Origin of the sequence: Burkholderia sp. AU30198 (assembly GCF_020419825.1) — a bacterium.
GTDB lineage: Bacteria > Pseudomonadota > Gammaproteobacteria > Burkholderiales > Burkholderiaceae > Burkholderia.
Map to the genome: position 1 here is coordinate 510,003 of NZ_JAIZSA010000001.1, position 20,428 is coordinate 530,430.

At 66.6% G+C, this 20,428-nt stretch carries 16 protein-coding genes; 7 read left to right on the forward strand and 9 right to left on the reverse strand.

Features of this window, described 5'->3' with window-relative positions; genetic code table 11:
• Positions 1–14: 14 nt before the first annotated feature.
• Together LGN19_RS02215 and LGN19_RS02220 are read left to right on the forward strand one after the other, a co-directional pair.
• Complete coding sequence (locus tag LGN19_RS02215) at positions 15–1,232, forward strand: glycosyltransferase (protein ID WP_122946826.1); 1,218 nt, start codon at positions 15–17, stop codon at positions 1,230–1,232.
• A gap of 79 nt (positions 1,233–1,311) precedes the next feature.
• Positions 1,312–2,601, forward strand: coding sequence for a hypothetical protein (locus LGN19_RS02220; protein WP_226213047.1), 1,290 nt, complete (start codon positions 1,312–1,314; stop codon positions 2,599–2,601).
• Between the two features lie 24 nt (positions 2,602–2,625).
• On the opposite strand, the gene LGN19_RS02225 is transcribed toward LGN19_RS02220, so the two are convergent.
• Together LGN19_RS02225 and LGN19_RS02230 are read right to left on the reverse strand one after the other, a co-directional pair.
• The gene (locus LGN19_RS02225; protein ID WP_226213048.1) at positions 2,626–4,191 is read right to left on the reverse strand and encodes a mannose-1-phosphate guanylyltransferase/mannose-6-phosphate isomerase; all 1,566 of its coding nucleotides are present in this window, start codon (positions 4,189–4,191) and stop codon (positions 2,626–2,628) included.
• Positions 4,188–4,772, reverse strand: coding sequence for a drug:proton antiporter (locus LGN19_RS02230; protein WP_174956426.1), 585 nt, complete (start codon positions 4,770–4,772; stop codon positions 4,188–4,190). Before LGN19_RS02230 ends, LGN19_RS02225 begins: the two co-directional genes overlap by 4 nt.
• Positions 4,773–6,225: 1,453 nt before the next feature.
• Between LGN19_RS02230 and LGN19_RS02235 the strand changes: the two genes are divergently transcribed.
• Positions 6,226–7,617, forward strand: coding sequence for a sigma-54 dependent transcriptional regulator (locus LGN19_RS02235; RefSeq protein ID WP_175016958.1), 1,392 nt, complete (start codon positions 6,226–6,228; stop codon positions 7,615–7,617).
• Positions 7,618–7,663: 46 nt separating this feature from the next.
• On the opposite strand, the gene LGN19_RS02240 is transcribed toward LGN19_RS02235, so the two are convergent.
• The 6 genes from LGN19_RS02240 to LGN19_RS02265 form a co-directional block, all read right to left on the reverse strand.
• A complete protein-coding gene (locus tag LGN19_RS02240; protein ID WP_226213050.1) occupies positions 7,664–10,114 on the reverse strand; it encodes a glycoside hydrolase family 2 protein in 2,451 nt (816 codons plus the stop codon).
• 29 nt (positions 10,115–10,143) lie between these two features.
• Positions 10,144–11,202: a DUF1839 family protein gene (locus tag LGN19_RS02245; RefSeq protein WP_122946849.1), complete on the reverse strand. Its 1,059-nt coding sequence runs from the start codon at positions 11,200–11,202 to the stop codon at positions 10,144–10,146.
• Entirely contained in the window at positions 11,199–12,167 is a 969-nt protein-coding gene (locus LGN19_RS02250) for an amino acid--[acyl-carrier-protein] ligase (RefSeq protein ID WP_226213052.1), read from the reverse strand. The genes LGN19_RS02245 and LGN19_RS02250 overlap by 4 nt, the downstream gene beginning before the upstream one ends.
• The gene (locus LGN19_RS02255; protein WP_174956422.1) at positions 12,164–13,360 is read right to left on the reverse strand and encodes an acyl-CoA dehydrogenase family protein; all 1,197 of its coding nucleotides are present in this window, start codon (positions 13,358–13,360) and stop codon (positions 12,164–12,166) included. The genes LGN19_RS02250 and LGN19_RS02255 overlap by 4 nt, the downstream gene beginning before the upstream one ends.
• Positions 13,357–13,608: an acyl carrier protein gene (locus tag LGN19_RS02260; RefSeq protein WP_006490451.1), complete on the reverse strand. Its 252-nt coding sequence runs from the start codon at positions 13,606–13,608 to the stop codon at positions 13,357–13,359. The genes LGN19_RS02255 and LGN19_RS02260 overlap by 4 nt, the downstream gene beginning before the upstream one ends.
• Before the next feature lie 171 nt (positions 13,609–13,779).
• A complete protein-coding gene (locus LGN19_RS02265) occupies positions 13,780–14,562 on the reverse strand; it encodes a Crp/Fnr family transcriptional regulator (RefSeq protein ID WP_174956421.1) in 783 nt (260 codons plus the stop codon).
• A gap of 922 nt (positions 14,563–15,484) precedes the next feature.
• On the opposite strand from LGN19_RS02265, the gene LGN19_RS02270 reads away from it, so the two are divergent.
• Together LGN19_RS02270 and LGN19_RS02275 are read left to right on the forward strand one after the other, a co-directional pair.
• Positions 15,485–16,267 carry a Crp/Fnr family transcriptional regulator gene (locus LGN19_RS02270; RefSeq protein WP_174956420.1) on the forward strand — a complete coding sequence of 261 codons (783 nt, stop codon included), beginning with the start codon at positions 15,485–15,487 and terminating at the stop codon, positions 16,265–16,267.
• A 2-nt stretch (positions 16,268–16,269) separates the two neighbouring features.
• Positions 16,270–17,685, forward strand: coding sequence for an undecaprenyl-phosphate glucose phosphotransferase (locus tag LGN19_RS02275; RefSeq protein WP_122946854.1), 1,416 nt, complete (start codon positions 16,270–16,272; stop codon positions 17,683–17,685).
• A 147-nt stretch (positions 17,686–17,832) separates the two neighbouring features.
• On the opposite strand, the gene LGN19_RS02280 is transcribed toward LGN19_RS02275, so the two are convergent.
• Positions 17,833–18,756 (reverse strand): LysR family transcriptional regulator, encoded by a 924-nt coding sequence (locus tag LGN19_RS02280; RefSeq protein ID WP_174956419.1) that lies wholly within the window; start codon positions 18,754–18,756, stop codon positions 17,833–17,835.
• Positions 18,757–18,864: 108 nt separating this feature from the next.
• On the opposite strand from LGN19_RS02280, the gene LGN19_RS02285 reads away from it, so the two are divergent.
• Positions 18,865–19,632 carry an amino acid ABC transporter permease gene (locus LGN19_RS02285; RefSeq protein WP_226213054.1) on the forward strand — a complete coding sequence of 256 codons (768 nt, stop codon included), beginning with the start codon at positions 18,865–18,867 and terminating at the stop codon, positions 19,630–19,632.
• Entirely contained in the window at positions 19,629–20,390 is a 762-nt protein-coding gene (locus LGN19_RS02290; RefSeq protein ID WP_226213055.1) for an amino acid ABC transporter ATP-binding protein, read from the forward strand. Before LGN19_RS02285 ends, LGN19_RS02290 begins: the two co-directional genes overlap by 4 nt.
• Positions 20,391–20,428: the final 38 nt, after the last annotated feature.

The following is a 20,428-nucleotide window of genomic DNA, read 5'->3' on the forward strand; positions in this document are numbered from 1 at the left end:
CTCCGGATACCGAATTGAACGCTTTCCCGTCGACCGGCTCGCGCGCGGAAACCACGCGCGTTGTCGTCATCAACGACTACGCGAGCAGCAAGGGCGGTGCGGAGGAGGTCTACCAGACTTCCATCGAGGTGCTGCGAAACATTCCAGGCGTCGACGTGTACTCGTTCGACGACACGAATTTCCCGCCGGGCGAAGGCACGCTCGTGCGTAGCTGGAACCGCGCCGCGTCGAGCGCGCTGGCGGCGCTGCTGGACGAGGTGCGCCCGCATCGCGTGCTCGTGCACAACTATCACAACCTGCTGACGCAATCGATCCTGCCGGTACTCGCGCGGCGGCGCCGCGAACAGGGATTCCGCACGTATCTCACGTGCCACGACTACCATCTGGTCTTCTACAACCCGAACATGCTGACCTATCGCGACGGCCGCCCGGTACCCGTCCCGGTCGATGCGCTGTCGAATCCGGCGCGGCTGTTCGCGCTGGCGAGCACGAAGGGCCGCATCTACGATGCGATGAAGAAGCTGCACTGGCATGCGGTGTACGCGTATTGCGATCCGCGCGACGTATTCGACCTGTTCCTGTGTCCGAGTCCGTATATGCGCACGGTACTGGCGCGGCGAGGCATCACGAAAAGCGCGGTGCTGCCGAATCCGGTGAGCCAGCTGGCAGAGCCTTTCCCGCCGCGCGTGTGTGCGCGCGAGCAGTTCGATCTCGCCTATGTGGGGCGGCTCGCCCCGGAGAAGGGCATTCACGAATTCATCGAACTGGCGCGCCGGACGGATTTCCGTCGTATCGGCAGCCTGACGCTGTACGGCGACGGGTTGCTGCGCGCGGAGCTCGAAGCACGCCACCAGGATCTGGTCCAGGCCGAACGGCTGCGCTTTGCCGGTCGGCTTGGCCACGACGCGCTGTTCCATGCGCTGCGCGCGCACGACGCGCTGGTATTACCGTCCGTCTGGGCCGAAAACGCGCCGCTCGTCATGGTCGAGGCGGCAACGCTGGGGCTGCCGGTACTCGCGCACGAAATCGGCAGCCTGTCGACGTTCGGCAGCGAGATCGGCAACAAGATCCTGTACCGGAATTCGCCGGCCGGCCTGACGGGCGCGCTCGACGAACTGGACCGTCACCTGCGTACCGCCGGTCGGCGCTACGACTGTTCGGCCTATACGCCGGCGCACTACGCGGCGCAGCTTGCGTCGTGGATGGGGCTCGGCGGGCAGCAGAGGGACTAGGGCGCGGCGTGGGTTCGTCGCCGGACACTACCGGCCGCGCGTTCGCCGCGCGGCCCGAGACTCAGTGAAGAGGAATGTCATGCGGGCACATCGACGCATCGTGGCGGTCGCGCTTGGCGTACTGGCGTTGTCGGCCGGTCACGGCTACTGCGATGACGGCGTGCGGGTGGCGGCGCTCGCGCCGGCCAATACGTCCGCGAGCCGCGAATTCAAGGGTTCGTCGAACGGGCTCCTCGCCGGAACGTCATCGATATCGAAAGTCGACGTGCATACGTTGCTGTACCCGGGCAGTACGACGCAGGTGCTGGCCCACTACCTGCCGTGGTGGGGGCCCGACCCGCGCGGCTTGAACGTCGGCTACCGATCCGACGACCCGCGACAGGCCTTTCGTACCTTCGCGGACATGCGCTCGCGAGGCGTCGACGGCGTGATCATCGACTGGTACGGCCAGGGAAATTTCGTCGACACGGCTTGGCGGGCGTCCCTGCCTGAACTGGCGAAGTTTCCCGGGATGACGTTCTCGATCATGATCGACAGCGGCTCCTTCAAGTTCAATGCGTGTCGCGGCTGCGATGTGACCGCGACGATCCTGAACAACCTGGCTTACATCAGCCGCGAATACTTCACGTCGGACCAGTATCTGCGTTACGACGGCCATCCGGTCGTGTCCGAGTTCGGGATGGACACACTCGAGCCGGCCGACTGGGCACGCATTCACGCGGCGTATCCCGACATCTACTGGCTCCATACGCTGGTGCAAGGCTTCGACTTTCCGTACAGCAAGGGTGCGTATGTGTGGACGCAGCCGGTCTCGCGGACCCTGCCGCAGGCAGCTGGCACGCGGTACGACCTGCGGTATCGCGAGCGCTTCTACAACGTCGCGCGGAGCCAGCCGCCGGGGACGATCACGGTCGGCGGCGTATGGAGCGCGTTCGACGATACGAAGGCACCGTGGGGCGCCGCGGCGCCACGCTTTCTTGCCCCATCGTGCGGCCAGACCTGGCTCGATACGTTCAAGACCATCAACGAGCGCTACAGCGCGCGGCAGCAGTTGCCGTTCGTCCAGCTGATTACATGGAACGACTATGAGGAGGGGAGCGCGCTCGAGCCCGGCATTGCCAGTTGTACCGCGATCGACGCGCAGCCGGTGGGCGCGAGTGTGGCCGTCCGGATCACCCATCAGGAAACCGTCGACCATCTCGAGTTGTACGAGCAGCTCGGCGCTGCGTCGTTCAGGCTGGCCGGCCGCTATCCGGCCGACACGACGAGCATTCCGCTCCAGGACGGGCGGGCGGGTACCTATTTCATCAAGGCGGTCGGCAAGCCGTTCATCCAGAACGTCGTGTCGGCGGCCATCGTCGTGCGCTGACGCGCGCGGGCAACGGCGGCACGATCATCGCACATCGTTCGCCGTCGGCAGGGCACGCGCGGCCGGCTTTGACGCATCCGGCTCCTGCGGTGCGCCGGTCGGCCGGCCATACTGATTGTCGAACCGGACGATATCGTCCTCGCCGAGATAGTCGCCCGATTGCACCTCGATGATTTCGAGCGGAATCCGGCCGGGATTCTCGAGGCGATGCAGTTCGCCGGCCGCGATGTACGTCGACTCGTTCTCGCAGAGCAGGAACGTCTCATCGCCACGCGTCACCTTCGCGGTGCCGCGCACGACGATCCAGTGCTCGGTACGGTGGTAGTGCATCTGCAGCGACAGCCGCTTGCCGGGCTCGACGACGATCCGCTTCACCTGGAAGCGCTCGCCGAGATCGATCGAATCGTAGTGTCCCCACGGCCGCTGCACCTTGCGGTGCTCGCTCGCCTGCGGGCGCCGTTCGGTCTTCAGGCGCGCGACGATGTTCTTCACGCGCTGCACGTCGTGCTTGTTCGCGACCAGCACGGCGTCGGGCGTCTCGATCACGACGACGTCCTTCATGCCGACGCACGCGATCAGGCGGCCCTCCGAGCGCAGGAGGCTGTCCTGCGTGTCCTCGAATACGATCGGACCACGCGCGACGTTGCCGTGATCGTCCTTCGGCATGATTTCCCAGATCGCATCCCAGGTGCCGACGTCCGACCAGCCGGCCGCGAGCGGTACCACGATGCCTTCGATGCCGAGTTCGCGGTGTTCCGCGAGCCGTTCCATGACCGCATAGTCGATCGAGTCCGACGGACACGCGTCGAAGGCCGCCGCATCGATCCGGAAGAACGGATCCTCGGCGATGCCCGCCCGCCAGGCGGTTTCGCAGGCCGCATGGATGTCCGGCGCGAGCGTGGCGATCGCCGTCAGCCAGACCGATGCGCGCGTGACGTAAATCCCGCTGTTCCACCAGTAGTCGCCCGATTGCAGGTAGCGCTCGGCGAGCGCCGCGTCGGGCTTCTCGACGAAGCGCCCGATCGCGTAGCCACCCTGGCCGCCGTGGCGGCCCGCGCGCGGCTCGCCGACCTGGATGTAGCCGTAGCCGGTTTCCGCGCGCCGCGGCAGCACGCCTAGCGTGACGATTGCGCCTTCCTGCGCGTAGTGCGCCGCTCGCGCGATCGCGTCCTGGAACGCGCCGACGTCGGCGATCACGTGATCGGCCGGCATGACCGCGAGCACGGGATCGTCTGCGAGCTGGCTCGCGTCGAGTGCCGCCAGCGTGAGCGCGGGCGCGGTGTTGCGTGCGGCCGGTTCGAGCAGGATGCGGGCGGGCGCCGCGCGGCCGAGCACCTGTGCGGCGCTCATGACGCGATGCTGTTCGCCGCAGACCAGCAGCAGCGTGTCGCCGAGCGACGCATTCGCGATGCCGTTCAGGCGGCGCGCCGTCGCCGACAACGGCGATTCGTTCGAGATCAGCTCGATCAGCTGCTTCGGATACTGCTCGCGCGACAGCGGCCACAGTCGCGTGCCGGAGCCGCCTGCGAGAATCACGGGCAGGATGCGTGGCAGGTCGGGTTCAGGAACCGGGCGAAGGGTGCGGGTCATCGATTGGCTCCAGTGTCGGCGGGCAGCCGGTTGTGTGCATGGCTGTCGGTACGCGCATCGTCGTCGCGCGACCGGTGTGCCGACACGGTCCGGGCCAGCAGGTTACGGAGCGCGCCTGCGGCGCGGTCGGCCGACCGGACCAGGCCGACGAATGGCGCACCCTGTTCGAGATACGGGCCGTAGGCCTTGCGGAATCCGAAACGCTTGTAGAACGCCTGGCGCGGCGCCGGCACATGCGTGCGCACCGCGGCGTCGGGCCACGCAGCCTGCGCGGCGGTGAGGGCACGCTCGATCAGTTGCTCGAGCGTATCGTCGTCGCGACGGCTCTCGCTCGTCAGCACCTTGTCGATCATGACGTCCGGATCGATGTCGTCGCCGGGCAGGATGCGTGCGTAGGCCGCGACTTCCATCGTGTCGCCGTCGCGCACGCTCGCGTAGACATGCAGCGCGCCCGCGTCCTTGCCGTCGATGTCGAGATGCGTGTGCGCGTCTTCGACCACCAGCACGGCGTTGCGCGCGCGCAGGATTGCATAGAGATCGACGGCGCCCAGGTGTTCGAATTCACAACAATGCCATTCCATGATGCTGTCCTCGCGTGATGCCTTCGGCACGCCGTGCGGCACGGACGCGATCGTTCCGTGCGGCGCGGCGATCCTCATCATCCGGGCGGGCCGTGCGTTGGTCTGTTCGAAAGCGTACTCACGATCCGGATTCGCACGGCAAGCGCGGCACGCGCAGCCGGAGTCTGCCGCGCGAGCGTCGCTAAGTGCGGTAGCACACACCGCGGCGGCCGGTGCTTTTCCATAATGGCCGCATCCTGGTGGCCCGCCTCGATGCGTGGCCAGTCAACATCGCATGTCAATAAAGAACCGGGGGCAGGACTTGAAAATTGCGAGCGTTCACGACAGGCCGGTCGTGCGTAGCGGTGCCGGGCACACACTCACGCACGCGGTTGGCAGCATCGCGCACGCCGACCCGCTGCAGCCTCGTCGTATTTCTTCAGGATCGTGCGTGCCCGTGCGGCGCACACGTCCTTCATCCGCATGCCGTTGCTTGACCGCATGCGCTACCGCAGCGATCTGCCGTGGTTGCCGCTTGCGGTCGGGCGAGGCGGCCTGGCCAATGACGACCACGCGCAGGCCCGATTCGCGCCGACGGAATTCAACGCATAGTCGCGGCGTGCCTGCACGCCGCGCGTCGGATAGCCATGCTGCACTGCGGGAGATACGTGCCGGCACAACCGATTTCACGCGTGGTCGCGACGATGCGCCGGAGAACGATCGGCGCGAGCGACATGCGTGTCGCCCCGCGTCGGCGCCGCGACCTGCGAGGCGCGATGGGGCGCGGTTGATTACGGCATGTAACGGCCGCATGGAGGATGAGCGGGCCGTGCACTGCAGCGATACGATGCGGCTTTCCGGCGGCGGGCGCGATTATGCGGCGAGTGGGATGCGGTACCGGCCTTTCCCCGGGATTTCGACGGAAATCACGGGCAATCGTCCCTCGTCATTTTGCGGAAAAGTAGTATTTGCCACTGATTGACTGGAATGCTCGTAGATAATCAAATCTCAGTGGTCAAACGCGTGAGTCGTGCAGGGCGACCGGTCGCGTAACCGGCTGATTCAGGTTTATCTTTTGGTAACAAGACCATCTCCAAACGGGGTGTAAATTCAGAAGCAGATGAAATGCGGCGGTCATTCCGGTAGCGGGGTGGCGGCCATCCGGTTCAGCATCGGCGCAACTGTCGTGTACGACGTGACGCACATGCCGACGGCATTCCCGTCTGCCGACGCGCGCCGCCTGGATGGCGGGTCGCGTCAAAGCGGGAACGTCGTGGCTCCCGCAGCCGCGCGTTCCCTTCGAGTTCGATGACAACGAGGCCGGATGACATCCGGCTCGACCTCCGGGGGCTCTCGCCGTGTGCAGTTTCGATCTTCGCCAAAGCTGCGGAAACGCAGCGCGGAAAGGCGGCCATGCGCCGCCGGCCGCAGCGCACGCGAACGGTTCGCGGAGTGGAGAAAGTGATGGTTCGCTATGAATATGCCAATAACGCGCGATAAGAGCGCCGGCGCGGGGAGTGGTAACGGGCAGCGTCCGTTGATTTACTGGACGCAGTCGCCGTCCGTCATGCTGCGAAAGGAACTGGCGCGACGCGACTGGAAAGTGTCGATCGTCGCGCAGGCGAGCGAGCTGCGCGAAACGTCCGGCGAAATCACCTGCGGCATCCTCGACCTGAGCGGCGGCCATGCCGACGCGATCGGCAGCATCGCGTCGACCTGCGCGTCGATGCGCGACGTCGTCTGGGTCGCACTCGTCGACGCCGGCCAGACCGCTTCGCCGAACGTGCGTGCGCTGTTGCGCGACTATTGCTTCGATTACGTCACGTTGCCCGCATCGCACCAGCGGATCGCCGATACGGTCGGCCACGCGTACGGGATGGAGTGCCTGTTCGCGCGCGACCGGGAGCGTCTCGAATCGGAGGAAAAAGGCATCGTCGGCACCTGCAGCGCGATGCTGCGGCTGTTCGATACGGTGCGGCGCTTCGCGCGCACGGATGCACCGGTGTTCGTGTTCGGCGAAACGGGTACCGGCAAGGAGTTGACGGCGGTCGCGATCCACCGCCATTCGGAGCGCCGCAACGGCCCGTTCGTCGCGGTCAACTGCGGGGCCATTCCGCCCCATCTGTTGCAGTCCGAACTGTTCGGCTATGAGCGCGGCGCGTTTACCGGCGCGAACGCGCGCAAGATCGGCTATGTCGAAGCGGCAAACGGCGGCACGCTGCTGCTCGACGAGATCGGCGACCTGCCGCACGAGAGCCAGGCGAGCCTGCTGCGTTTTCTGCAGGAGCGCGCCATCCATCGCCTTGGCGGCAGCGATCCGGTGCCGGTCGATGTCCGGATCGTATCGGCGACGCACGTCGACCTGCGCGGTGCCATGGAGGAAGGGCGCTTTCGGCCGGACCTGTTCCATCGCCTGTGCGTGATGCGCATCGACCAGCCGCCGCTGCGCGCGCGCGGCAAGGACATCGAGCTGCTCGCGCATCACATGCTCGAACGCTTCCGCGGCGATGCGCGCCATCGCGTGCGCGGCTTCTCGACCGATGCGATCACGGCGCTCTACAAGCACGACTGGCCCGGCAATGTCCGCGAGCTGATCAACCGCGTGCGCCGCGCGGTCGTGATGACGGAAGGGCGCCTGATTACCGCGCAGGATCTCGAACTCGAATACTGTCTCGATGCCGCGTCGCCGTCGGTGGCCGACATCCGCAAGTCGATCGAGCGCGAGGCAATCGAAACCGCCTTGCTGCGCACGCGCGGGCGCGTCGCGGCTTCGGCACGCGAGCTCGGCGTGTCGCGCGCGACGCTGTATCGCTGGATGGAGGCTTACGGGATCGAGCGGCCGCGCGGGACGGGTTCGTCCGATTGAGATTCGACCGGGGCGCTCGCGGCTTTCGGCAGCCGCGAGCGTCGCGTCAACCGGCCTGCGTGGCGCGCACCGAGCGCGCGGCGTTCACGGCCCGGATGTCCACCACCGGCGGCCCCTCGGCCGCAGCCCGGTGCTTTCCGGCCACTTCAAGCGGCACGAGCGCGACACGCGCCGGCGTGCCGGGCGCGAGATGGAACCAGTCGTCGCGCGGCATGAAGCCCGGCGCATCGATCTGCACATGGCGCGCGACGTGCCGTGTGTCGATGTCGACGTGCCACGTGTCGCCGGTGCGCGACACGCACGCCTCCAGCCCGAGTTCGCGACGCACCAGCACGGCCGGGTGCGTGCGGGACGGGAAATGGAACGCCTGCGACAGCAGCGTGCCGTCGTCGGCGCGTAGCGTCGCGACGACGGTGTCGTGTTCGCAGGGCCCGAAACGGTACGCATAGGTCCAGTCGAAGAAGCGGCCGAGCAACTCGGCCGAGCCGATTCGTACCGTGTCGTGTGCCGCGATCCGTACCGGGCAGCCGGCCCGCGCGACCGGCGTGCGGCCGTCGCGCAGCGCGACCAGCTCGAGCGCCGCCGACAGCGGCGCAGGGCGCTCGTTGACGACATGCACGTCGAGCCCGTTCAAGCCTTCGTCGACGAGCAGCACCTGCACGGGTTGCAGGACCTGGCGCAACGCATGCCACGCCGATTTCGGCCGATGCGCGGCGTCGATCACGCCCCAGCCGGCGCCCGGCATCACGTCCAGGAATTGCCAGACGAGCGCACCGGCGCAGCGCGAGCCGGTGCGACGCCATTCGGAAAACGTGTCGCGCATCAGGTCCGCGATCACCGCGCGCGACAGCTCGAAGTAGCGTGCCGGATCCTCGCGCCGCAGCCGGTCGGGCGCGACGTCGTAGAGCGTCTGCAGATAGTGGTCGCGAATGTCCTCGAAATCCCACGACGTGCCGGGGTCGCGCGGCACGGCGGCCTTCCAGCGCGGCTCGTGCACACCGGGCCAGCCGAGCTCGGCGAGTGTCGTATCGCACGGCACGTTCGAGAACGCGAGGCATTCGCTCGCGAAGCGCACGTCCGCGCGGCGCGCGTCGTCGAGCGGGCGCAGGTACGCACCGACGCCGTAGTAGTGCGACACGCGTTCGCGTGGCGCGAACGGCAGCACGCCGCCGTCGGGCGAATCGGGCACGTACGGGACGTCGGGCCGGCGCGCGGCCGCAAGGCCGGCCAGCCGGTCGGCGGTCAACTCGAGGAAGCGCTGCTTCGGCCCGAGCCCGGACATCGCGGCCTGTTGCGCGATCTCGCTGCCGCCGCACAGTACGGCAAGCGACGGCGAGGTGCCGTGACGCGAGAGGAACTGCCGGGCTTCGCGATCGACGTTGTCCGCGAATGCGGGATCGTCGAGCGCATAGTCGAAGTTCGCGAACATGAAGTCCTGCCAGACCAGCAGCCCGAGCCGGTCGCACCAGGCGTGAAAGGCATCGGCCTCGTAGGTCATCGTGCCGCCGACGCGGATCATGTTGAAGCCGGCGTCGCGCGCGAGCCCGAGCAGGCGGGCGTAGGTGGCGTCGTCCGCATGCAGCGCGAGCGGCGCGGCACTGCTCCAGCACGCGCCGCGCGCGAACACGGGCACGCCGTTGATGCGCAGCCCGAAACCCTTGCCGTCGGCACCGGCGTCGACCTCGATCGTGCGGAAACCCGTCTCGCCGAGCGGCCGCCGTTCGTCGCCGATATGCAGTGCAATGTCGTACAGTACCGGCTCGCCATGCGTATGCGGCCACCAGAGGCGCACGTCGGGCACCGCGACGCTTGCGCGCAGACGGTCGGCGCCGGCCCGTTCGAGGGTGGCATGGTGCTTGCCGCACGACAGCCGTGCCGCGAGCGCGTCGGGCAGCGGTGCGGCGAACGTCAGTTCCGCGTCGAGCCAGCCCGTGTCGCCTTCGATGCGCGCACGCAGGTCGCAATCGACGAGAACGGGTCCGTCGGCCGGATCGAGCACGTCCACGGGCCGCCACGGGCCGGTCGGCACATGCGGCGGGAACCAGCCCGGCATGTGGCCAAACAGCGACGTGCGGATCGTGCGCAGTGTCGCCGGCTCCGCGAGCCGCGTGCGCCAGCGCGCCCGGCGCGGCGCGCGCGCGTCGCGCAGGTGCGGGGCGAGCGCGCGGAAACAGAGGGTCAGCCGGTGCGTGCCGTCGAGCGACACGGCGACGTCATGCGCGACGAACATGCTGTCGGAGTGGAGGATCGGCGTGTCGTCGAGCCACGCCTGCGCGAGCGTCGCAAGGCCGTGAAAGCGCAGCACGCGCGGCCCGTGTCCGCGTAGTTCGATCCGGTACCAGTGGTCGCGCTCGTCGAGCGATCCGGCTTCGTCGAGCCGGCCGGCGAGCGCAAGCGACTGCGCGACCGTGCCGGGCACGGTCGCCGGGATCCAGTCGTCGCCGGCGGCCAGGAGGTCGCGCGGTTCCCGTGCGGCACCCGCGGCCGTCGCCAGCATCGACCACGCGGGCAGGGCACGCGCGCGCGTCACCGCATGACCGGCACGGGTGCCGCGGTGTCGCTGCGCACGGGCGTCATGTGCCGCAGCGGCAAGCCGATCTGCCGCGCGCAGGCGACCACATCCGAGTAGGCGGCCTCGATCGCTTCGAGCGTCGAGTCGCCGCGCTCCTCCTTGCCGCGCGCGCAGGCGCGTGCGAGCCGGAATTCCAGCACCATCGCTTCGGACGCGATGCGATCGCACGCGGCGCGGATCTCGGCGAACGGCCCGACGCAGCCGCTGGCCTGCAGCCAGCGCGCGTAGTGGCCGAACAGTTCGAAATTCGCGCCGAGCTGACGAACCGAATTGAACGAGTAAGCATGGAAGTGCTCGAGCGGTGAGTCGGCGAGTGTCCGCGCGTCGGTCTGCAACTGCCGCCGGAACGCGGCGATCGGGTCGACGACCGGCAGGCGCCGCAGGTGGCGCTGCAGCGCGGCGAGCGACGTTTCGCACAGCGCGCGCTCGTCGAGCGGCGCGAACCGCCGCTTCGCGCATTCGACGTACGGCGGCAGCGTCATCGGCGAACTGCCGCCGACGAGCCCGTCGTAGTCGAAATCCTCGGCCACGTAATAGCCGCTGTTGTGGAAGTAGCCGATCTGGCGTTTCGCGCGGTCGATCGCATCGATGCCGATCGTCGTCTTCGTGTGCTGCATGCGGTAGCTGCTGCCGCGCGTATCGGGCAGGAACCACGCGTCGACCTCGACGATCATCAGGTGGCCGCGCGCGACCTGCGTTTCGATGTGCCGGTCGAGCGGTTCGTAGATCGAGTGCTCCTGCACGACGATGCCGTACAGCCGCTCCAGTTCGTCGTGCGGAAACTTGAAGAACGTGAACTGGTCGCCCTCGAAGTCGAGCGCAATCGTGAACGGCAGCGCCGCGTACGGATTGAAGCCCCACCACCGGAGCACCTCGAGCCACATGTCGACGTAGCAGTTGGTCTGTTTCCAGACCATCTCCTGGCTGTGCAGCGGATGCGGCCGGTAGTGGCGCGCGCGGTGGCGCACATCCTCGAACGACGCGTCTTCGCCGTCGCGGGACACGAATCTCATGGCGTGCCCCACAGCACGTCGCGGACGTCGCGCGGCCACGCATCGAGGTCGAAGCCGTGATGGCGGAACAGCGCGAGCGTGAGCCGTTCGAGGCCGAAGCCGACGCAGCCGGTGTGCGCGACGTCGCCCGTCGCGGTGCGGATGTCCCACAGCAGCCCGAAATGATCCATGTGGTAGTTGAAGCTCAGGCAGGCGGTCTGGCGATCGTCGTGTTCGATCGGAATCAGCAGCTCGAACTTCAGGTTCTGCTCGCGCTGGCTGTTCGCGACGATCTTGCCGCCGCGCCCGAAGAACGGATCGTTCGCGAGATCGATCGCGTTGGGCAGGCGCAGCGCCTCGATCATCCGCGTGCCGCGTTCGATCCACGTCTCGCGGAACGCCACGATCTGCTCGGGCGTGCCGATCCGCACATATTCGCGCATCCGGAACAGCTGCATCCGGGTCGGATCGAGCGACGGCTCGTGGCGGAAGCAGTATGAGAAGACGTCGACGATCCGCCCGTCTGCCGGCAGCGCGCCCGCACGCGCGACGACAGGATAGACGGGGTAGCACGCGGCCGGCGTCATCACGACATAGGTCGGTTTCTGGCTTTCCGTCCAGTCGTCGCCGCGATCCAGGCACTGCAGCACGCGCTGGTGCTGGCGCTCGTCGCCGCAGAACGCATGCACGCTGCCCGCGAGCTGCGGGAAGCTCTTCATGTATTCGCTGCGCTCGAACTCGGTGCGGCTCATCGCCGGCGGGAAGCGCAGCACTTCCGCCTGCTGGTCGGCACCGATGCGCGTGACGAACGCATCGAGCGCTTCCACGACGCGCTCGAATCGTTCGCTGCGGCCGAACAGGCCCTGGATGCCGGTCGAGACCAGCAGGCCCGCGTCGATCAGTTCGTCGCGCAGCGGGTTGACGCCCGCGCGGTCGATCGGCGCGTCGGCGGGAGCGGAGGAGGGCACGGCAAGGCGATCGTTCACGTATGTTTCTCCAGCGTCGCAGGACGCAGTGCGAGCAGCAGGTTCGAGGTATTGGCGGCAATGCGGTCGTTGCTGATCATCAGCGGCGCCGCGTGCAGGTCGCGAATGTGGCGGCCGATGCTGAACGGCGTGCCTTGCTTGTAGCCGGCCATCCCGCAGATCATCATGGCCTGGTGCGCGACTTCCAGCGCGGTCGTCGACACGTAGGTCTTCAGCGTGTTGATCTCGGCGGCCCAGGCCATGCCGGCCGACCACGAGCGCGCCGTCGCATTCGCATGGAGGCGCAGTACGTTGTCGACGCGGGCCTGCATCGCCTGCATCAGCGCGAGCGACTCGGCGATGCGCCGCGACGCGGGCGACGGCGCGCCGTCGGTCTGGCGTGCCTGCGCGCGGAAGAACTGGTGTGCGCGATGGAACGCGTCGCCGGCCACGCCGATCCATACCGCGGCCCACAGGATGTGTGACACCGGCACCATCGTTTCCTCGGCGATCTTCGCGAACGGCACCGGCAGGCACTGGACGGCGGCGCCTTGCGCGTCGAGCTCGAAGCCGTTGCTGCAGGTGCCCCGCATCCCGAGCGTGTCCCATTCGCCGCGACGCGTGAGCGTGTAGCCGTCTCGCAGCAGCGTGACGAGCACCTGCTCGGAAGCCGGCGCGTCCGCATCGCGTCGCGCGGTCGCGAGGATGCCGTCCGCATAGTCGCCGTAGGAGATCGTCGGCGCGGATTTACGCAGCCGGAACTCGCCGCCGTCGGTTTCGAGCGCGCACTGGCTTGCGCGCAGGTTGCCGCCGACGCCGTTTTCCGACGTGGCCGATGCGAGCAGCCACTGATGGCGCACGAGCTGCTGCAGGAACAGCTTGTGCCAGCCCTGGTCGACCGCGTGGTCGACGATGCACGCGACCTGGATTTGGTGCATGGCGAACACCATCGCTGACGACGCGCAGGCCTGGCCGAGAATCGAGCAGGCCGACACGACGTCTTCCAGCGACGCGCCAGCGCCGCCAAGATGGGTTGGCACCATCGCGCCGAGCAGGCGGCGCGCGCGCATCGCCTCGATCGCCTCGACGGGGCAGCGCGCGTCGCGGTCTACCGCGTCCGCGTGCTGGGCGGCGATCTGCGCGACGGCATGCGCGGCCTCGTCGAGCCGACGCGAATCGCTGTCGGACGCGAGTTCGGGAAGCAGCGCGCTCATGCGGAATGCTCGGTGCGTTGCAGCGTGGCGATCGTGTCCGCGAGCGCATCGATGCTGCGGAACAGGTTGCGGTTCAGCATCTCGTCGGGAATCTCGATGTTGAATTGCTTCTCGATCGCGAGCATCAGCTGGATCGTGTCGAGCGAGGAGAGGCCCGCTTCGTAGAGGTCGTCCCCGTCGCCGATCGAATCGATCGCGGCTTCGAGGTGGGCGACGTGCTTCAGGATGGTTCTGATTTCGTTTTTCACGTGCTGCTCCGGCGTGCGTGGTGTCGTCCGCTCGGGCAGACGCGCGATACGCGCTGACGTCCCCCCGGCAGTCCGGCATCAGTAGACCATTGGCAGACACTGCGTTCTGTTCGCCACCCTACAAACAGCTAACCCCGCGCACCGACGCGCCGCGCCGAGCGGGCAGGCCGGTCAGGTGCGCGATGCGGCCGGCACACCCGAGTCGGCCGACAGGATGCGCTTCATCTCGTCGCGCACGATCGCCCGGCAGCCGCACGACATTTTTTCGAGGCCGTCGAGGTTGGCGAGCTCGATCGAGCTACGGTATTGCCGGATCAGGCCCAGCTTCTGGATTTCGCCGGCCGCATCGGTGACCGTCTCGCGCCGCACGCCCAGCATCTGCGCCAGCATGCTGTGCGTCACCTGGATCTCGATGCTGCGTGTGCGGTCGTACGCCAGCAGGAACCATCTGCATAACTGATGTTTGAGCACGTGATGGCGGCTGCAGAACGTGATCTGCGAGACCTGTGCCATCAGTACGCGCACGCAGACGAACACGAGATGGCGGATCACCGGCGACGCATCGAACGCGGCGGCGAACACGCGCCGGTCGAGCCGGTAGACGAAACCGTCGCGGCAGGCGACGGCCCGGCAGGGCATCCGGCCGCTGCCGCCGATCACGTCGTCGCATACCACGCTCTCGCTGCCGATCTCCGCGACTTCGAGCGTCATGCCGCCGGACGACACGTACTGCAGCGAAATGGCGGTCGTGACGGGCAGGTAGACCGCGGCGAGCATCTCGCCGGGTTCGCAGAGCACCTGCCCCGATTTCAGGTGGACCAGTTGAAGGTGGGGCGCCAGCGTCGCGAGCTCGTCGCGGTCGATGGCCGCGAGAAACCGGTTCGCGTCGAAGCTGTGGGAAAGCTCGATCATGCCGTTCGCGTACGCGACGGCGTCAGGGGCCTGGTGAGTCACGGCGCATCCTCGTAGGGTGGCGGTCGCGCGTCGTCGCGGCGATACCCCGGAAAGGGGAATTCGCACGCTCGTGCGGACTTGTGTTCGTCATGAATGGAGTGGCGGTGCTGGAGAAAAGGCTAGCACGCCATTGAATTCGATCAATTGCACATTGCGTCATTTCACAAAGTTTGACGATTTTCTCCCGAGTGCAAACGTTATCCGGATTTAATGATTCATTCCGTCGGAATTAATCATCCGAAAACAGAATGCGACTGACGGCATTCATTCGGTGTCGGTCGTGAATCAATCGGGCGGTGGCGCGCATCGCGTGGAGAAAGTGCCTGCTGTACATTGAACATTATTTGACAAATAAATGGTGCGCGCAAGAATGTCTATATCAATCAAAGGCTTGTCGGAGAAGTGTGCGGTGGGTAACAGAGTTTTGAATTAGTGCGTCGATTCAAATTTGAGACAGTTTCAAACAACCGTGTGAGGTGGGGTGTCACTGCGGAGTGTTGTCCAGTACGTCATGTAAACAATTGAAAATGGACTGTAAGTATATGAACGGCAAGCCTCGCGACGCCGGTGCGGCTGCCTCGGTTCGATGCAAACGAAATGATCAGTCAAATGGCGTGCAGTGTCCGTCGTTCGGAAGAGTGTCCGGAAATGAGACGGTTTTTTGTTTTTTAGCCGATTATTCGGGCGATCTAAATCCGGCGTGATTCACATATTAAGGATGGGCATGTATTGGCACGTAAATCGCTTATTCGGGCTGGCGTGTCGAAACGGGACGGCCGACTCGATCCGGCGGCGACAAGCCGATGGTCGGTCGGAATCAGGGTTGTGGGCCGCAACCACTGTCAACGTCCAGGCGCGCATCGCGATAACGAGTTCCGTGCACGCGGCTGCAGGCGGCGCGGACAATAAAAGGGATACAGACATGCTTCATCTTCACTCGAGCTACTCGGCGAACGCCATCCTCGCAGCCCTCCCGGAGGACAGCATCCGCACCATGGCACCGCATCTCGAACTGGTCCGGGTCAAGGCCGGGGCGCTCGACCGGGTCGGCGAGCCGATGCGCCACGTGCATTTCCCGACGACGGCAATGATGTCGGTGCAGCACCTGATGGAGGACGGTGCGATGGTCGAGGTCGCGCAGATCGGCCGCGAGGGGGTGGTCGGGCTGGCCACGCTGGCCGGGGGCGCCTCGGTGTCGCACCGGGTCGAAGTTCGCATTGGCGGGATGGCCTATCGCGTGCCGAGCTGCGTGATGCGCGCCGAATTCGAGCGATCGCCGGCCACCTATCGTCTGTTGCTCAACTACTGCCAGGCGACGATGGCGCAGATTTCGCGCAGCGCGCTGTGCAACCGGCATCACTCGGTCAGCGAGCAGCTCAGCCGCTGGCTGCTGCTCGCGCACGATCGCATCGACGGCGACGAACTGGCCGTCACGCAGCAGACGATCGCGAACATGCTCGGCGTGCGGCGCGAAGGCGTGACGGAAGCGGCAGGCAACCTGCAGGAAGCCGGGCTGATCCGGCAGCGCCGCGGCCGCATCACGGTGCTCGACCGCGAAGGCCTCGAACATCACGCGTGTGAATGCTACGACCTGATTCGTGCCGACTATCGCAGGTTGCTCGGCACGCGCGGGACGGCGAGGTCGACGCCGATTCGCTCCCGCATGCCGGAGGCGCGTTGCGGGTTCCCGGCACATGGTGCGTGACGATGCAGTCGAGGTCCGGTGGAACCAATGCGATACGGCGTGCCGCGATCGCAGCGACCGACGTCGTGCTCGTGCTGGCGGGCGCGCTCGCGGCGCAGGCGGCGTCGGGCCTCGCGTGGCGCGAGCTGTCCGATGCGCAGCGCGGCGCGATCGCGCTGTTGTGCGTGTTGACTGTGGCGTTGCTGCCGCGTTACCTGCGCAGCGTGCGCGGCAGCGTGGCGCCGCAAGGTGGCACGCATGCGCTGACGCAGACGATGGTGGCGCTCGTCTGCGCAAGCGTGCTGACGGTGGCCGCCGCGACGTGGATCATGAACCGCGGCGGCACGGTCACGACACGCTGGATCGTGCGCACGGTGCTGGCCGGCGATGCCGCGCTGCTGCTGGGCCGCGCCGCGCTGCTGGCGCTCGCGCTGACGCGTGACGACCCGCGCGCGCGGCAGCGCCGCGTCGCGGTAGTCGGTGCAACCGCGTACGGGCGTGTCGCGGTCGAGCGGATGCAACTCGCGCCGCAGGGCCCGTTCGTGGCGGTGTGCGTATTCGATGACGATGCGCAGGCAGCCTCCGGCGGCATCGGCGGCGTGCCGGTGATCGACGACTGGAACGCGTTGCGCGACCTGATTCGCGGCGGCGAGATCGACGAGGTATGGCTCACGCTGCCGATGTCGCACGAGTGGCGGATCCAGCGCATCGTCCGCGAATTGCGCGACGAGTTCGTGGAGCTGCGGCTGCTGCCCGACGTGCGCCAGATGGCGGTGGTCGATCGCTCGGCGACCGACGTGCTCGGCATGCCGGCGATCAATCTCGCGACCACGCCGCGCTCGGCGCCGGAGCTGTGGGCGAAGTTCGCGTTCGACCGGCTGTTCGCATTCGGCGTGCTGATTCCGTTGCTGCCGCTGCTGTCGATGCTGGCGATCGCGGTCAAGCTGTCATCGCCGGGGCCCGTGCTGTTCAGGCAGCGCCGCAAGGGCGTCGACGGCCGGGAGTTCGACATCCTGAAGTTCCGGACGATGCGCGTGCATCGCGACCAACCGGGCGTCGTGCGGCAGGCGTCGCGCAACGATTCGCGCATCACGCGCGTCGGCGCGTTCCTGCGGCGCACGTCGCTCGACGAACTGCCGCAGTTCTTCAACGTGCTGTTCGGGCAGATGTCGGTCGTCGGCCCGCGTCCGCACGCGATCGAACACGACGATTTCTACCGGCAACTGATCGACTGCTACATGTACCGCTACCGTGTGCGGCCCGGCATCACCGGATGGGCACAGGTGAACGGCTATCGCGGCGAGACGCGCAAGGTCGAGGCGATGGAAGCGCGCGTGAAGTTCGATCTGTTCTACATGCAGAACTGGAGCTTCTGGTTCGACATGAAGATCATCCTGTTGACGGTCGTGCGCGGCTTCATCGGGCGCAACGCGTTCTGACGAAGCCTGGCCCCGGAACGCCGCCGGTTCGTTGGCCGGGCCTTCCGTCGGGAGCGAATGCGAATGCGAGTGCGGCGCGCCGTTGCACGTGCCCGCCGCGCGTACCGTGCTCCGCCTCGCGGCGCGCGGCGGCGGCGGGAACGCGCGTCAGCGCATCACGAACGCGTCGGGATAAGCCGAGTGCTCGGCGGTATCCCTGACGCACGCCTGCGCGATATCGAGCACGTCGCGCACGGCCGGGTTGTTCTTCAGCGCATGCTGGTGAACGAGGTAGAAATTGAACCACTGGCTCGAATCGAACGGGCGCGCAACCAGCTCGCGGTTGGCGCACAGGTCGGCGGCGGTCAGCGCATTGAGCAGGCTGACGCCGTCGGTGAGCCGAATGACTTCGCCGAGCGAGCTCATGCTGACGCGCAATTCGTAGCCGAGCCGGCGGCGATCGCTTGAATCGTCGTAGATCAGATGGTCGGACTGGATCGGCTTGATGTACTGCTGATCGGCAAGATCGTCGTAGGTCAGCAGCTTGCGCGCGGCAAGCCGGTTTTTGCGCGTCAGCAGCGCGACCATCTTCGCGCCGAACACCGGCACGAAGATCAGGCCCGGTTCGTGGATCTCGTAGGACACGATCGCGAGATCGAGGCGGCCGCCTTCCACATCCGAGATGAGCCGTCCGCTCGCGGCGACGTCGAGCGCGACACCCGTGCCGCCATGCGCCTGCGCATACTGCTGCGCGAGCCGGGGCCCGAAGCGGTGGCACAGCCCCGGCGCACACCCGATGCGCAGCGACGCGACCCCGTTGTCCTGCAACAGCGAAATTTCCTCTTCGATGCGATTCAGCCGGTCGAGCAACTGCACGGCCTCGTCGAGCATGTAGCGGCCGGCCGGCGAGATCTGCAAGCGCTGGTTCTCGCGTGCGAACAGCCGGATCCGCAGGCTGTCCTCCAGCCGCGCGAGGGCATGACTGACTGCCGACTGCGTGATGCCGAGCTGAACGGCCGCTTGCCGTGTGGAGCCGGCCGTGGCGATCGCATGGAAGATTTCGATGTCGCGCAGGCTGAAGTCGCTCCGCATGTTCGCTCCGGTCAATCAATTGATTAAAAAAGATCATATATTGACCGAAAAATAATTCAAAGCGAGACTGCGATCCAGTCAAACAACAGGCCGGTTCCTTTTGCTGTCTTGGCTTTCGAGCTGTCGGCAGATGATGAATCAAATCGGTCACTCATCTTACGGAGACACTTTCAGCGCCGTTGCGCCACCGCGCAGCGCGCTGTCCGCCATGCCATGTTCGATTTCCATCTCGTGTTCAAGTACCTGCCGATGCTGTTCGAAGCGGCCGCCGTGACGGTGGAGCTGACGCTGCTCGCCACCGTATTCGGCCTGGTCATCGGCCTTGGCGCCGCGCTCGGCCGCCTGTCGCGCCATCGTGTGCTGCGTGATGCCACGAGCGCCTACATCTGGCTGATCCGCTCGACACCGCTGCTCGTGCAGCTCTTCATCATCTATTTCGGGCTGCCGCAGTTCGGCATCGAGCTGTCGCCGTTCACGTCCGGCGTGATCGGTCTGGCGCTCAACGTCGGCGCCTACAACGCGGAGACGATTCGTGCGGGCATCCTCGCCATTCCGCACGGGCAGATCGAGGCGTCGCGGTCGCTGGGCTTTGGCGCCGCGCGCACGATGCGGCTCGTCGTGCTGCCCCAGGCGCTCAAGTTGATCGTGCCGCCGCTCGGCAACAACCTGATCATTCTCACCAAGGACACGTCGCTCGTGTCGACCATTACGCTCGCGGAGCTGTTCATGCGCACACAGCAACTGGTCGGCGCGACCTTCAAGCCATTCGAACTCTATTTCGCCTGCGCCATGATCTATGCATTGCTGACCACCGGTACGAGCATGGCGCTGCGCCAGCTCGAACAGCGTCTGATCCTGAAGGGAGGTCGCGCATGAACGGGGCCCAGCCGCAGATCGTCCTGCGCGACATCTACAAGACCTATGGCGCGCTCCACGTGTTGAAGGGCATATCACTCGAGGTCCGCAAGGGCGAGGTGGTCGTGCTGATCGGGCCGAGCGGATCGGGAAAGAGCACGCTGCTGCGTTGCGTGAATCATCTCGAGACGCCGACGCGGGGCGAGGTGAGGGTGCTCGGCGGTCTCGTCAACGATCCTGCCCGCGGACACCGTGCCCAGGAGCGTTACCTGAATACGATGCGGATGAAGGTCGGCATGGTGTTCCAGCATTTCAACCTGTTCCCGCACCTGACCGTGCTCGAAAACCTGACGCTCGCGCCGATGCAGCTGCTCGGCATGACGGCCGCGCAGGCACGCGACGAAGCGAGGGAACTGCTCGACAAGGTCGGCGTGCTCGACAAGCAGGATGTCTATCCCGGCAATCTGTCCGGTGGCCAGAAGCAGCGCGTCGCGATCGCGCGGGCGCTGGTCCTCAAGCCCGACGCCATGCTGTTCGACGAGCCGACGTCGGCACTCGACCCCGAGATGGTCGGCGGCGTGCTGGCGGTCATGGAGCGGCTGGCAAAGGCCGGCATGACGATGATGGTCGTCACGCACGAGATGCGGTTCGCGGAGCGTGTGGCGGATCGCGTCGTCTTCATGGCCGACGGCCGGATCGTCGAGGACGGCTGCCCGTCCGAGATCTTCCATCGGCCGTCGCACGAACGGACCCAGGCGTTCCTTGCCGACATCCGGTGAGTGCGCGCGACATCGAATCCCCCTACGCAACCCGAAAA